15 protein-coding genes and 1 tRNA gene are annotated in these 13,194 nt (G+C 62.9%); 5 read left to right on the forward strand and 11 right to left on the reverse strand.

Annotated elements, in window-relative coordinates:
- Positions 1-3: 3 nt before the first annotated feature.
- Both ACSSVG_RS16235 and ACSSVG_RS16240 read right to left on the reverse strand, forming a co-directional pair.
- Positions 4-480 (reverse strand): Fur family transcriptional regulator, encoded by a 477-nt coding sequence (locus ACSSVG_RS16235; RefSeq protein WP_089595887.1) that lies wholly within the window; start codon positions 478-480, stop codon positions 4-6.
- A 30-nt stretch (positions 481-510) separates the two neighbouring features.
- Entirely contained in the window at positions 511-1,281 is a 771-nt protein-coding gene (locus ACSSVG_RS16240) for a hypothetical protein (RefSeq protein WP_492415646.1), read from the reverse strand.
- Positions 1,282-1,395: 114 nt separating this feature from the next.
- On the opposite strand from ACSSVG_RS16240, the gene ACSSVG_RS16245 reads away from it, so the two are divergent.
- Both ACSSVG_RS16245 and htpX read left to right on the forward strand, forming a co-directional pair.
- Entirely contained in the window at positions 1,396-2,667 is a 1,272-nt protein-coding gene (locus ACSSVG_RS16245) for an MFS transporter (protein WP_253468774.1), read from the forward strand.
- Between the two features lie 109 nt (positions 2,668-2,776).
- Positions 2,777-3,646 (forward strand): zinc metalloprotease HtpX, encoded by an 870-nt coding sequence (htpX, locus tag ACSSVG_RS16250; RefSeq protein ID WP_492415647.1) that lies wholly within the window; start codon positions 2,777-2,779, stop codon positions 3,644-3,646.
- Between the two features lie 70 nt (positions 3,647-3,716).
- Here htpX and efeB read toward each other — a convergent pair whose 3' ends face one another.
- The 4 genes from efeB to ACSSVG_RS16270 all read right to left on the reverse strand — a co-directional run bounded on the left by efeB (position 3,717) and on the right by ACSSVG_RS16270 (position 7,918).
- Positions 3,717-4,991, reverse strand: coding sequence for an iron uptake transporter deferrochelatase/peroxidase subunit (efeB, locus tag ACSSVG_RS16255; RefSeq protein ID WP_492419227.1), 1,275 nt, complete (start codon positions 4,989-4,991; stop codon positions 3,717-3,719).
- Between the two features lie 158 nt (positions 4,992-5,149).
- Positions 5,150-6,334 carry an iron uptake system protein EfeO gene (gene efeO, locus ACSSVG_RS16260; protein ID WP_492415648.1) on the reverse strand — a complete coding sequence of 395 codons (1,185 nt, stop codon included), beginning with the start codon at positions 6,332-6,334 and terminating at the stop codon, positions 5,150-5,152.
- Positions 6,335-6,376: 42 nt separating this feature from the next.
- The gene (gene efeU / locus ACSSVG_RS16265; protein WP_492415649.1) at positions 6,377-7,231 is read right to left on the reverse strand and encodes an iron uptake transporter permease EfeU; all 855 of its coding nucleotides are present in this window, start codon (positions 7,229-7,231) and stop codon (positions 6,377-6,379) included.
- Positions 7,232-7,426: 195 nt separating this feature from the next.
- On the reverse strand, positions 7,427-7,918 hold the full coding sequence (locus ACSSVG_RS16270; protein ID WP_017200185.1) for a YajQ family cyclic di-GMP-binding protein: 492 nt from the start codon (positions 7,916-7,918) through the stop codon (positions 7,427-7,429).
- Between the two features lie 182 nt (positions 7,919-8,100).
- Here ACSSVG_RS16270 and ACSSVG_RS16275 point away from each other — a divergent pair, with 182 nt between their 5' ends.
- Together ACSSVG_RS16275 and ACSSVG_RS16280 are read left to right on the forward strand one after the other, a co-directional pair.
- A complete protein-coding gene (locus tag ACSSVG_RS16275; protein ID WP_211712039.1) occupies positions 8,101-8,367 on the forward strand; it encodes a hypothetical protein in 267 nt (88 codons plus the stop codon).
- Positions 8,368-8,495: 128 nt separating this feature from the next.
- Positions 8,496-8,577 (forward strand) — tRNA-Tyr (locus tag ACSSVG_RS16280).
- Between the two features lie 260 nt (positions 8,578-8,837).
- On the opposite strand, the gene ACSSVG_RS16285 is transcribed toward ACSSVG_RS16280, so the two are convergent.
- Positions 8,838-9,629: a potassium channel family protein gene (locus ACSSVG_RS16285; protein ID WP_231340720.1), complete on the reverse strand. Its 792-nt coding sequence runs from the start codon at positions 9,627-9,629 to the stop codon at positions 8,838-8,840.
- A gap of 47 nt (positions 9,630-9,676) precedes the next feature.
- On the reverse strand, positions 9,677-9,898 hold the full coding sequence (locus ACSSVG_RS16290; RefSeq protein WP_253468770.1) for a hypothetical protein: 222 nt from the start codon (positions 9,896-9,898) through the stop codon (positions 9,677-9,679).
- A 177-nt stretch (positions 9,899-10,075) separates the two neighbouring features.
- Here ACSSVG_RS16290 and ACSSVG_RS16295 point away from each other — a divergent pair, with 177 nt between their 5' ends.
- Positions 10,076-10,621, forward strand: a complete 546-nt coding sequence (locus ACSSVG_RS16295) for an acyl-CoA thioesterase (RefSeq protein WP_231340722.1) — start codon at positions 10,076-10,078, stop codon at positions 10,619-10,621.
- On the opposite strand, the gene ACSSVG_RS16300 is transcribed toward ACSSVG_RS16295, so the two are convergent.
- Genes ACSSVG_RS16300 through ACSSVG_RS16310 form a run of 3 tightly spaced genes read right to left on the reverse strand, consistent with a single transcriptional unit; the run spans position 10,618 to position 13,077 of the window.
- Positions 10,618-11,418 (reverse strand): ABC transporter permease subunit, encoded by an 801-nt coding sequence (locus ACSSVG_RS16300; RefSeq protein ID WP_231340723.1) that lies wholly within the window; start codon positions 11,416-11,418, stop codon positions 10,618-10,620. The two genes, ACSSVG_RS16295 and ACSSVG_RS16300, sit on opposite strands and share 4 nt — an antisense overlap.
- Complete coding sequence (locus ACSSVG_RS16305; RefSeq protein WP_492415650.1) at positions 11,411-12,403, reverse strand: ABC transporter ATP-binding protein; 993 nt, start codon at positions 12,401-12,403, stop codon at positions 11,411-11,413. Before ACSSVG_RS16305 ends, ACSSVG_RS16300 begins: the two co-directional genes overlap by 8 nt.
- Entirely contained in the window at positions 12,400-13,077 is a 678-nt protein-coding gene (locus ACSSVG_RS16310) for a TetR/AcrR family transcriptional regulator (RefSeq protein ID WP_231340725.1), read from the reverse strand. The genes ACSSVG_RS16305 and ACSSVG_RS16310 overlap by 4 nt, the downstream gene beginning before the upstream one ends.
- Positions 13,078-13,194 lie beyond the last annotated feature (117 nt).

Here is a 13,194-nt window from a genome sequence, read left to right on the forward strand (position 1 = left end):
TTCTTATTTCTGAGTTACGGAAGTTACGGGAAGCTGTTGTTTGGACTGGCAGTCCTGGCAGACGCCTTGATACAGGACATCGGCGATCTGGATGGTCATGGGCTTGGAATTCTCATCCCAGTGCGGGGTGAGGCACGGTGCGTGCCCCACAGCGCAATCCACGTCCTCCACCTTGCCGCAGCTGATACACACGGCGTGATGGTGGTTGTCGCCCACCCGGGTTTCATAAAGTGCCGGGGAGTGCGGTGGTTCGAAGCGGCGCAGCATCTGCAGGTCCGTGAGGTCGCTGAGCACTACGTAAACGGACTGCGCCGTCAGTTCAGGAAGCTCTTTGCGTGCAGCGGCAAGGATGCCTTCTGCCGGGGAGTGTGGATGGTGCTGGACCGCGGCGAGCACCGCCAACCGCTGCTTGGTCACACGACGGCCGTGGGCATGCAGGGCGGCGGCCCATTCTGCTTGCTCGGCTGTGTGATCTGTCATGCATTCATTGAAACACTTATTTTGAGGAGTTCACAATAAGGCAAGGCTAACTTCCGGTGAACGGAGCAGGGCCTCGAGCGGGTTTACTTCCTCGGCGACGGATCGTCCCAGCGCATGGACACGCAAGGGGACGCCGGCGTCTTCGGGTTCCACTGCGACACAACTGAATCCGCTGACGCCGCCAGGCAAAGGAAGCGCTCCCAAGGCCGCACCCATCGCCAGGAGCTCCGCTGGTTGGATATCCCGGATGGAATCGAGGTGACGGGCCGGCTCAATGACCGCGTGCCGGGGTCCGGCGTCCACGGTCCGCACCAGCGGACCGGACTCACTGACAGGCTCGACGGCGGCACTTAGGTCACTGGCGGACGTCGCCGCTGCGTCGGGTCGGCCTCCCCGCAGTGCGTCACGGAGGGCGGCGTCGGTGCCATCGAGTTCCTGTTCCGGCACCCCCGCCCGACGATGGGCCGGCAGCGATAACTGGAGTCCCGGCGTCGTGGTTTCTCCGTCCCACCGTCCGAAAAGGTGGAACGTCGGCGTTGACGACTCCGCCACAGGCTCTCCAATGGCCGAGCCCAACGGGTGCCATTGGTGGGCAAACATGACGACGCACCGCGTCACGCCAAGGACCTCGTGAAGGGCGGCGCGGAGAAGGGTGTGGCAGAAAAGCCAGTCGGCAGCCGAGGAATGCGCGAACTCCGTGGAGGGATCTGAGAGCCTGATCAGGACATGACCGGCGGTGAGGGGATGGCGCGGCCGGGCAATCTCCCAAAAGCCCGAACGATACAGCAATTGTCGTGACATGACCTTGTCAACTCCTTCCCCCGGGTGAGCCTACCAAGCGGAGTACCACAGAGGGGAGAACAGAGGTGGAAGGGTGCGGCGGGAGGCCACCGCAATGGTCGTTAAGGTAGGACGGTGGCGAAACTACTGGCAGACATCACCCCACTGAAGGAGAGTCCGGCTTTTCGGCGGCTCTGGATGGGGGCATCGGTGGCCGCCATTGGTACCCAACTGACACTGGTGGCTGTCAGCCTGGAGGTCTATCGGCTCACCCAAGAGAGCTTCTATGTAGGCCTCCTCGGCATCTTCGCGCTGGTCCCCTTGGTCATCGCAGGGCTCTACGGGGGATCCGTTTCGGATGCCTACGATCGACGCAAAGTGGCCCTCGTCGCCTCGCTGGTCCTCTGGGCAACAACGGCCGGACTGGCGTTGCAGGCCTGGCTGGAGATCGGCAACATCTGGATCCTCTACGCGCTGGTGGCTATCCAAAGTGGCGCCCAAGGTATCAACGGTCCGGCCCGCAGCGCCATCATCCCACTCCTGGTCCGCAAGGATTTGCTTCCCGCTGCCAATGCCCTGAGCATGCTCACGTTTGGCCTGTCCATGACAGCGGGACCGCTGTTGGCCGGAGTGCTCGTGGCCACCATAGGCTTCGGCTGGACCTACACCATTGATGTCATCAGCTTCACGTTCGCACTCTGGGGCCTCTTCAAGCTGCCTCCGTTGCCGCCGTCGAAAGATGCTGTGCGGCCAGGGCTCCGCTCCGTAGTGGAGGGCTTCCGTTTCCTGGGCACCCGTCCCAACGTCCGGATGACCTTCATCATCGACCTCATCGCCATGATCTGCGCGCAGCCGCGTGCTTTGATGCCTGCCATCGGGGCGGTCATGATCGGCGGAGGCGAAACAACGGTGGGTGTCCTGCTGGCTTCGACGGCCGTGGGAGCGTTCCTCGCCGGCCTGTTTTCCGGGCCGCTGGGCCGTGTGCGAATGCAGGGCAGCGCCGTGGTGTGGTCCGTGGTTGGTTGGGGAGCCTCGATTGCGGGCTTCGGGCTGGTGGTGTTGCTGGCGGGCGATGCGGGCCGCGATGGCGTGACGCCTTGGTTGATACCGGCCGCCCTCTGCTGTGCCCTGGCCGGCATTTCCGACTCCGTCAGCGCCGTGTTCCGAACCACCATCCTCCAGTCGGCTACTCCGGATCACTTGCGTGGGCGGCTGCAAGGGGTGTTCATCGTGGTGGTGGCCGGTGGTCCCCGGGTGGGGGACATGCTGGCAGGCGGTGTCACGCAGTTCCTCAGTGAAGGCGGCGTGCTGCTCATCGGGGGAGTTCTCTGCATTGTCCTGGCATGGCTGGCTTCACGCTTGCAGCCCGGGTTCGTTGCCTACGATGCGAAGCATCCTGTGCCCTAGCCTGGCCCGCCACTTCGGCAACGTAGGCTGACAACGGAACACGGCGACCGGCGTCGGCGTTAATCCGTAGAGAACCCCGCAAGAGCTGACGAAAGTGACCAGGGAAACCGTGCATAAACACAACAATGGACTCAAGACTGCCGCGCTCTTCGGTGTGCTGTGGGCGGTGTTGTTGGGTTTGGGCGCCATTATCGCGGCAGGGACCCGCAGCACGACGCCTATCTGGATCATGGCCCTCATCGGCGTTGGTACTACTGCTTACGGATATTGGAACAGCGACAAGATCGCCATTCGCTCCATGGCGGCCTACCCCGTCACCGAGGCACAGGCTCCGCAGCTCTACCAGATCGTTCGCGAGTTGTCCGTGCGTGCCAACAAGCCCATGCCCCGGATCTACCTCTCGCCCACCATGACGCCCAACGCCTTCGCTACGGGTCGAAACCCCAAGAATGCCGCCGTTTGCTGCACCGAGGGGATCCTGCATTTGCTTGATGCCCGCGAACTCAGGGGCGTGCTGGGGCATGAACTGATGCACGTGTACAACCGCGACATCCTGACCTCCTCCGTTGCAGCTGCCGTGGCCGGTGTCATTACGTCCGTGGGCCAGATGCTGCTGATATTTGGCAGCGGGGACCGGCGAAACGCCAATCCGCTGGCCACCATTGCCATGGCCCTGCTCGCGCCGTTCGCGGCATCACTCATTCAGATGGCCATTTCCCGAACCCGCGAGTACGACGCCGATGAAGACGGTGCCGAGCTCACGGGCGATCCGCTGGCACTCGCCTCAGCCCTGCGCAAGATTGACTCCGGCGTCAGCCAGCTGCCCCTGCCGCAGGACCAGAAGCTCGTCAATGCCTCGCACCTGATGATCGCCAACCCGTTCCGCGGGGGCGGCATGCGGCGTATGTTCTCCACGCACCCGCCCATGAAGGAACGGATCAGCCGCTTGGAACGGATGGCCGGGCGGCCACTTTCCTAGGACCCCGCCAAACCCGTCGTGAACCCGCTTTTCCGTTGTTGGCCAACAACGAAAAAGTGGGTTACCAGGTTTAGGCGAACAGCCCTTCGCCGATGAAGCCGCCGGCTTGGACGCCCGGAGGCACGGCAAAGAGCCCCGAGCCCGTGTGCTTCAGGTACTCCACAGACAACGTGTCGCCCTTGGCCAAGGCCAGCTGCATGGGCACGTAGTGCGTCCGCGGGTCCTTGACGAACGCAATAAAGAACAGGCCTGCGTCGAGGTGGCCCAGCCCGTCGGAGCCATCCGTGAAGTTGTATCCGCGGCGCAGCATCCTGACGCCGGCGTTCTGGTCCGGGTGCGCCAGCCGGACATGCGCATCGAGGGGGATCAGGGGCTCGTCATCGCGGCCCTTGAGGTCGAAGTTTGGAGCAGTGAACTCCTCCCCGCCTGACAGGGGAGCACCCACGCCCTTGGTCCGGCCGATCAGCCCTTCCTGTTCCCGCAGCGAAGTTCGGTCCCAGATTTCGATGTGCATCTGGATCCTGCGGGCCACCAGATAGCTGCCGCCCCTCATCCATTGCTCGCCTGGACCGGCACCCGCGCCAACCCATACGTGCTCCTCAAGAAGAGCATTGTCTTCGACCTTGAGGTTGTTGGTGCCGTCCTTGAAGCCAAAGAGGTTCCGCGGCGTCACCTGCGCCCTGGACGTGGAGGAGGTGCGTCCAAACCCCAGCTGCGACCAACGGACACGCACCTTGCCGAACCCGATCCTCGCAAGGTTGCGGATGGCATGCACGGCAACCTGGGGATCGTCCGCGCAGGCTTGGATGACGATGTCGCCACCGGTTCGCGCAGGTTGAAGATCGTCACCGGGGAAATGCGGGAGATCGATTAAGGCCTCCGGGCGCCGGCCGTCCAGTCCGAAGCGGGCCTTGCCGTCCTTTTCGAACAACCCCGCGCCGAAACCAAACGTCAGGGTGAGCTTTGCCGCGGGCAGGTCCAACGCCTCGCCGGTGTCTTCCGGAGGGGCGTCGTAGGGCCCGTCGACGGCGCCGGTCCTGCCCGTGGGGAGGCCTGTTGTCATGGCCTCGGCCGCGGCCGTCCAGTCCTTGAGGAGCTTGATGAGTTCCTTGCGGTCCTCAGTGGTGACATCGAAGGCCGCCATGTGCAGGCGGTCCTGTGCCGGGGTGGTGATGCCGGCTTGGTGATCGCCAAAGAAGGGGACTGCTGCATCCCCTGCGGTGGTGTCCGCAGCGGAAGCGGTCGCCGCCGTCAGGACATCATGGCCGAGAAATCCAGCGGCCAGCCCAGCCACTGCTCCGGCACCCCCGACCCCCGCGAGCGAGAGCAGGCCGCGTCGGGACATGCGGGAGGTACCTTCTGCAGCGGACGTCGCCACACCGCCGTCGTGCGCCTCCTGGTGAGTCACGACGGCGGTCGACTCGCCGGAGTGCCCGACGCCGTTACTCTCACCTGCGCGGTTGGCGTCGGCGCTTTCGCCGGTGTGCCCGAAGGGACAGCCGCTCACAACACCACGGCTGCGGTGAGCTTGGAGAGGGGCTCACCCAGCGAATCGACCAAGGCCGCGAGCTGCTGGACCTGCTCCTGGCTCAGCTCGTTGTAGTAGACGAAGCCATCGCCCTTGGCGTGCTTCTTGAGCTCGGTTTGCAGGGCCGTGAACTTCTCGTCCAAGGACTTGGCGAGCTCTGCGTCCTTCTGCTCCAGGGCCGGCCTCAGGTTCTCGAAAGCGATGCGGGCGCCGTCAACGTTGGCCTGGAAGTCCCAGAGATCGGTGTGGGACCAGATCTCTTCTTCGCCGGTGACCTTGCCGGTAGCAACTTCATCCAGGAGTTCCTTGGCGCCGTTGCCCAGCTTGTCCGGGGTCAGTTCCACCGTGCGGGTGCGGGTGACCAGGTCTTCTGTGTCGGCCACCAGCTGCGTGGAAATGGCGGTGCGCTCCGCCGGGGTCATAGCCGTGTACTCTGCCGGCGGGAAGAGGTCCTTCTCGGCGCGGTGCCAGCCGGTCCATTCCTGGCCGGGTTCAAGGTCTGCCTCGCGGGCATCCAACTTGGGGTCCAGGTCGCCAAAGGACTCAGCGACGGGTTCGATCCGCTCCCAGTGCATGCGGGTGGAGGCGTAGAGGTCGCGGGCCTTGCCGGCGTCACCGGCGGCGAAGGCTTCAGCGAAGGCCTTGGTGCCCACAATGAGCTGCTCCGTCTGGTCCTTGACGTAGGCGGCGTACTGCTGGGATCCGTTGTCCAGGAGCTTCTGGAAGTCGGCATCCACGCTGGGCTTGGTGCCGGATTCGGTGACCTCAAAGGAGGCACGGATACCCTCGCCCTGCATTCCGGGCTTGCACGCAGTGTTGTATTTACCGGCCGGAGCCGTGACCACCAGGTTGCGGGTGATACCGGGGCCGATATTCTCCACCTCGCCCAGGATCCGCAGACCGTCCTCGGCCAGCAGATAGAACTCGGTCACCTCAGTGCCTTCGTTCTTCACGGCAAAGGTGAGGTTGCCGCTCGGTGCGGTTCCCGTGGACACCTTGCACTCGTTGGCGGTGCTGCTGACCTGGATGGGCCCATCGGTGGCGCCCGTGGTCTTCGTGTTGTCGGTGCAGCCGGCAAGTACCAAGGGCACAGCTGCGGCCGCGCCAATGACGGCGAGGGTCCTCCGAAGTTTCGGGGAAGAGGATGCGGGCAGGAACATGGGTGTGTCCTTTGTCTTGGGAGTGGGCGTCAGGGCTGGGGATTACGGGTGTGCCGTGACGGCGGTGGTGGAAGTCTTGCGGGAAGCCTGGGGTGGGGCGGAGCGGTTGGCCCGCATGTAGAGGAACAGCACCGGAATGACATACAGAAGCCACGCTGCCGCTTCGAGCCAGGTGGTGGCGGGGGAGAAGTTCAGCGTGCCCTTCAGCAAAGTGCCGTACCAGGACGACGGCGGGATGGCAGCTGAGACGTCGAAGGCCAGGTTGTTCAGGCCGGGCAGTATGCCGGCTTCCTGGAGATCGTGGATTCCGTAGGCCAGCACGCCCCCGGCGATGATAATGAGGCCAACTCCGGTCCAGGTGAAGAAGCGGCCAAGGTTCACCTTGAGGACGCCCCTGTGCAGCAGGTACCCCAGACCAGCCGCGGTCAGCAGGCCAAGCAGGGCGCCGAGCAGGGGCAGCGTGGTTTCGCCCGTGGCCTGGGCTGCGGCCCAGATGAAGAGGGCCGTTTCGAGGCCCTCACGGCCCACGGCCAGTGCCGCAACCACCACAAGGCCCCAGGCGGCGCCGTCGGCCGCTTTATCCACTTGCGAGCGGAGTTCGCCGCCGAGGCTGCGCGCGGTGCGGGCCATCCAGAAGACCATCCAGGTCACCAGGGCCACGGCCACAATGGACAGACCACCGCCGATTGCTTCCTGCGCCTCGAAGGTGAGGCCGCGGGGGCCGAACGTCAGAAGTGCGCCGAAGCCAAGCGAAATAGCGATGGCGAGGGCAACGCCCATCCATACCCGGGGGATCAGGTGACGCCTGCCGGTCTTAATGAGATAGGCCATCAGGAGGACCACGATCAGTGATGCCTCAAGGCCTTCGCGCAGGCCGATCAGGTAATTGGCGGTCATGGATTTACTTTCGCTAAGGGGGCCGTACTTAGGCTCACCTAAGGAAGAAGGATACGTTGACTTGCCTATTACGCAAACTAATCGTGCGCTAATCCACGCATCCATTACGACAGTCGGTGTAGTTTCGGGCAGCAAAAAGCCGGGACGCAGGCCCTGTAACGGGCTCGCATCCCGGCCTTTCGGACGGTGCTGGGACTAGCTGCGGAAGTTCACAAACTGGAGATCGGCCTCTTCGAACTTCTTGAGGATGTTCATGGTCTCCTGAAGGTCGTCACGGGACTTGGAGGTCACGCGGAGTTCGTCGCCCTGGATCTGGGACTTGACGGACTTGGGGGCTTCATCGCGGATGATCTTGTTGATCTTCTTGGCGATGTCCTGGGCAATGCCTTCCTTGATGGTGCACTCCAGGCGGAATTCCTTGCCGGAGGGGAAGGGCTCGCCCTGATCCAGGGACTTCAGCGAGATGCCGCGCTTGATCAGCTTGGACTGGAAAACATCCAGGACAGCAAGGACGCGGTCCTCGGAGTTGGCCTTCATGAGGATCTTTTCGCCGCTGAAGTCGATCTCCGCGCCAACGCCCTTGAAGTCGTATCGCTGTGCGATTTCCTTCTGGGACTGGTTGAGCGCATTGGCGACCTCTTGCTTGTCTACCTTGCTGACGACGTCGAATGTGGATTCGCCTGCCATGACTCTCCTTAGGTTGGGGGCCCTGTGAGGGCGGGTTGGTCTGGCATCCAGCCTAGTACGGAAGCCGCGGCTTGGGGCCGTGGAGCACTTTCACAGTTCGCTCACAGCACATGCAGGGTGGGAACCGAGGGTATGGGTTGAGAGTTGTACCAGTTGGAAGAACGCATCGTCGGAGGATCAGCATGAGCAGCAAGGCCGTCCAGTCCATCAGCAAATCCGCTTCTGCAGCAGCAGGCTCCATCGGTACGGCCGCGGTTGCTGCGGCGAGTGCAGTGGCAGCAGCGGCGGTTGCAGCGTCGATTGTCCTGAGCCCGGTCCCTGATGCCACTTCCCGCATGGATGGAGTGCATGCGGATCTGCTGCGGGCTGTGCAGCTCAACCAGATCACTCCCGAGCAAGCCGAAAAGTTCGAAGCGAAACTGGCTGGCCGGATCCTCGGGGAAGCCTGAAATACGCGGAAATCACGGGTGTCTGCCCTCGATTAGATTCTTCGCAAAAACTTCTGTAAGGTTGTCTCTGCCTTCGGTTACCGGATCGAAAAGAAACGGTCTCCGGAAGTGATCTTCTTTTGAAGTTCGGCAGATTACCCGAGCGGCCAAAGGGGGCTGACTGTAAATCAGCTGGCAACGCCTACGGGGGTTCGAATCCCTCATCTGCCACCCAAGGAAAATCCCCGGAACCAATGGTTCCGGGGATTTTTTGTGTGCCCAGCGAGTTCCCGGCGCCGGGTCCTGCCGGAGGATCCCGCAGTTGTTCGCCCGTGCTCGGCGCGGGAACCGAATGAGCGTGGGTCCAGCCGTACCGCCACCACCCACTTTGATCGCACTTTCCAGGCGACTCGCCGCAATCCAGGGCGTGTCATGCCATCTGGGCTCTCAATGTAGGTGGTGACGGTACGGGATCGAGCGGGACGCCGAGCCTAGACTTCACGCTCCCGCCCGAATTCCGTGGTTTGCCTGACCGTCGTGGCTTCCCGGAGCTCGGCGATCTCCATCCTCAGGGCCGCGATTTCGGTCACCAAGTCAGCCATTTCTGCCCGAACGGGTTCTTCGGCTGCGGCGGCTTTCACTTCGGCTGCCGCTGCCACACCCTCAGCGTTCTCTTCAATCCGTTGAACCAGCCAGGAAGCGATGGATGCTGTGACAATACCGAGCACCGCGATGCCGCTCATCATGAGGGCCGCGGCCACGATCCTCCCGATGGGAGTCACGGGATACAGGTCTCCGTAGCCAACGGTGGTGATGGTGGTGACGGCCCACCAGGCGGCGTCGCCGAAGTTGACGATCTTGGCGCCGGGGTCATTCTGTTCGACATCCAGGACGGCCAGTGCGCCGATGAGGATGAGCATCGCGGCTGCACCTGCCACGTAGGTGGCAACCCGCCCGCGCAGGGTTTCGCCTACGGTGCGCTGAAGAACGGACAGCAAAGTGACGAGGCGCAGCAGCCGCAGGGGCCGGAAGAAGGGGAGTATCACGATCAGGAGTTCGTGCAGGTTCCAGAGGAACCACCGCATCCTGTCTTCGGCGAGCCAGAGGTTGACGAAGTAGTCCAGCGCGAAGATGCCCCACGTAATCCAGAGGACAATCTCGAATGGCACCGCATCGGCGCCGTTCACCCGGCCGATGACCTGCCACGCATAGGCAGTGAGGAAAATCAGGGCCGTGGCCATGAGGGGCCATTCCACCAGGTCCCGGTATCGCGCTTGAGTCATACGGGAATACTAGCCACCTGGGACTCCTGCGCCCGGGATGAACCCCATCAGGCGGCGGGCGTCTCCAGCCAGTACCCATCCAGGTGGTGGATCAGTTGGCGGCCCAGGCCACCTTTGAGCTGGATCCACAGCGTGCTGCGGTCATTCGTCATGCCATCGATGGTTCCCTCGATGCGGTTGCCGCGGGCGTCCTGGAGGACCACGTTCTGGTGGCGGGAGAGTTCCGGCCAAACGTCGCCTTGCGGCCTGGTGGTCTGAAGCGTGCTCAAAGGGGTCCCCCTTGTGTATTCCGTGAAGATGAGTTTCAGATATTGTGCACGGCTTTGATGAACCAGCGGTAAACGTTAGTGCAATCGTTGGACATAAACAGGAGCTGTGCCGTGGGTCCAGTCCGCAACGTGGTCGCCATCTTTCCCTGAAAGTTACCGGCGGGTAACATGTCTGGCATGCACCTGCTTCTTCGTACCCTCATGCTGCTGTTCACTTCGTCCAAGCGGTCGCCGCTGGGTGTCTGGGAAGAATCCTCACTGCCACTGAAGGTGCTCCCCACGGATATCGACATCGCAATGCATGTCAACAACGGCATGTATTTCTCGCTGATGGATCTTGGCCGTTTCGATCTCATGGTCCGTAGCGGCATCTGGACCAAGATGCGTAAGAAAGGGTGGAGTCCGGTTGCTGCCGGCGAAACCATCGCTTTTCGCAAGTCCCTCCAGCTCTGGCAGCGCTACACCATCGAAACCCGCATCATCGGCCTGGACACCAAGGCCATCTACTTTGAACAGCGGATGGTGGTGAAAGGCGAAATCTACGCCCGCGCTCACATTGCCACACGCTTGGTGACCAAGGGCAGGCCGGTCACGCAGGAAGAAATCATCGCCGAGTTCGGAGCACCTCCCGCAGATCTGGAACTGCCTGAATGGATCCACGAATGGCGTGAAAACAATGCACTGCCCGGAGCACGCCGGCCCGCCCCGCACGTCTGGAGCTAGACACCCACATCGCGTCGCTGCAGTGCCACAGCACCCAGCGTGATGAGGGCCGCCGAGATGCCGAGCAGCCCGGCGACGGCGCCCCAGTCAGCACCATTGGCCACAGGGGAGTTCCCGTACGCCCAGTGGTAGGGCGAGAGGTTCAGCAGCCATTCGACGTCGGGACTTTGCCTCCCTACCGCGTTGAACACGTAACCGAGGACAGCGACGGCTGCACCTGCGGCAATCGCGTAAATCTTCCGTCCGGTCAGAGCCCCGGCACAGAGAGCTGCGGTTCCGCTGAGGAGGGCAAGCGCGGCAAACAGCAGCGCCGCTCCGGCGAGATGTCCGACGTCGATACTCAGTTCGGAGGGCCGGTTCAGGGCCAGGACCAACAGGAAGACAAGGACTGACAGGAACGCGATCCGCACCAGGATTGCGAGGGCGCGCTCCAGCACCACCTGCACGCGGGTGACGCTGTGCGCGAGGGTCAGTTCCAGCAATCCGGATTCTTCGTCCCCGCCTACGGCTGAGGCACCCCAGCCGACAGAGGCCATGGACATCAGCAGGAACCCGACCAGTCCGAACAGTGTTGCCTGGGTGTAACCGGGACCTGTGGCGATTTGGTCGTAGTTCAGTGCCTTGGTCATCTCCGGCGGGAGGGCATTGATCAAGTCCTGCATTTGCGAATTTCCGCCGATGGACGGATACAACGGCAAGTACAACATGATCGCGGCCGTCAACCCCAAGGCCCAGGCAAGGGTGGAGCGCCACGAGTCGGTAAGCGCTTTGGTAAAGAGGGGCAGGAACCTAGGCACGATGTGCTCCTTCGGTTCGAATTCCTCTGCTGTTGCTGTGGCCATTGTCGGAATCCGGGGAAGACCCTGTGTACAGCGTCAGCACAGCTTCTTCCAGGTCCGGTTCTTCGAGGACCAGGTCCGTCAGGTTCAGCCGTGCCAACTCCTGGACCAGGGGCTGGACGTCCCCGGAAAGGGTTGCCGTAGCCGTCACTGTTCCGGTGGCGTGGCCGTCGGCAGGGAGCTCCCGCACCGCAACATTGGCGACGCCTGGCACCCGGGCCAGCAGCGCTCCGACGTCGTTCGCTGCGGTGCCGGTGCTGTTGAACCGGAGCTGCCGGACGGCCGCCATCCTCAGGGCTTCCACCGTGGAGACGGTGACGATTTCGCCGTCGCGGAGGATGGCGACTGCGTCAGCTGCCTGCTGGACTTCGCTCAGGACATGCGAACTGAGGAAGACGGTAGCGCCGCCATCCACGGCCTCGCGGACCATGGCATGAAAAACCTGCTGGACGAGGGGGTCCAGGCCGCTGGTTGGTTCATCGAGGACCAGGAGTTCGGGTTGGTGCATGAAGGCCTGCAGCAAACCCAGCTTCTGTTTGTTGCCTTTGGAGAGTTTCCGGGTTTGGCGGTCCAGATCCAGGTTCAGGCGGTCAGCGAGGTCGTTGACGTGGTGAGGGTCCACGGGGCCGCTGATGGCGGCGAAGTGCTCCAGCATGCGGCGTCCCGTGGTGCGGTTCTCCAAATGCAGTTCACCGGGAAGGTAGCCGATCCTGCGGCGGAGTGCCGTGCCGGCACGACGCGGATCCTGTCCGAGGACCGAGATGGAACCCGAACTCGGCCGGATGATGTCCAGCAAGCACCGCATAGTGGTGGTCTTGCCGGCTCCGTTCGGTCCGATGACGCCGAACACAGTCCCGGGCTCCACGGCAAAATCCAGGCCGTGCAGGACCTCGCGGGGACCGAACCTCTTGTGTAACCCCTCGACGACGATTGCCTGGGTCACGGGGCATGCTCCCTTCCGTGGTTGGTGGTGTCTTGCTCCAAGGCATCGCGGGCCGCATCCAGGAACCGCGAGTCCGTGTAGAAACCGTGGGTGTAAATCTCCAAGGCAGGCAATGTCAGTTGCCGCAGCAGCTCAGGTCCGATGCCGTTCGGCTCCGGAGCAACGGCCCCCAAAGTCCTCGAAAGGTGCCTGCCCAGCATGAGCATCGAAAGACTGTTGGACGCGATGACGACGGCAGTGGAGTGGGTATCGTGGAAATTCCGTATGGTGCCGGCTTCGATCCCGGCATGGATGATGTCCTGGGTCTGTTTCACAACGGCGTCGAAGAAGGCGTCGCCGGCGTCGGATTCGTCGCCCAGGGAGCGTCGGATGTAGGCGATCTCGTGGGCATATTGGTCAGGGTGGTTCAGATAGTCCTGGATCAGCAGACGGGTGGACATGGGGTCGGCCTTCTCGCGGCCCTGTGTGGCTGTTTGCGCGAGGACATGCTGGTCGCAGGCCTCACGGAGCCCTGCCTTGCTGCCGAAATGGTGGATGACCAAACCTGGGCTGACGCCGGCCGCCGAGGCGACTGCGCGCACTGTGGCGCGGGAGAATCCGTCCCGGCCGAAAAGTCCGATGGCGGCGTCGCGGATGCGGGCCCGTGTGGTGAAATCCTCAGCGTTTGAACGCATGTTTCAAAGACTAAACAGTTGTTCAATGCTGATCAAGAGGCAGCGACATAACGATGTGGCACCATTGGCTGCGTCGCCGGTGTTGGGACTGCCGGCGTCGCAGATACTTGCCTCAGT

It is taken from the genome of Paenarthrobacter sp. E2MeOHC11, from assembly GCF_058744955.1.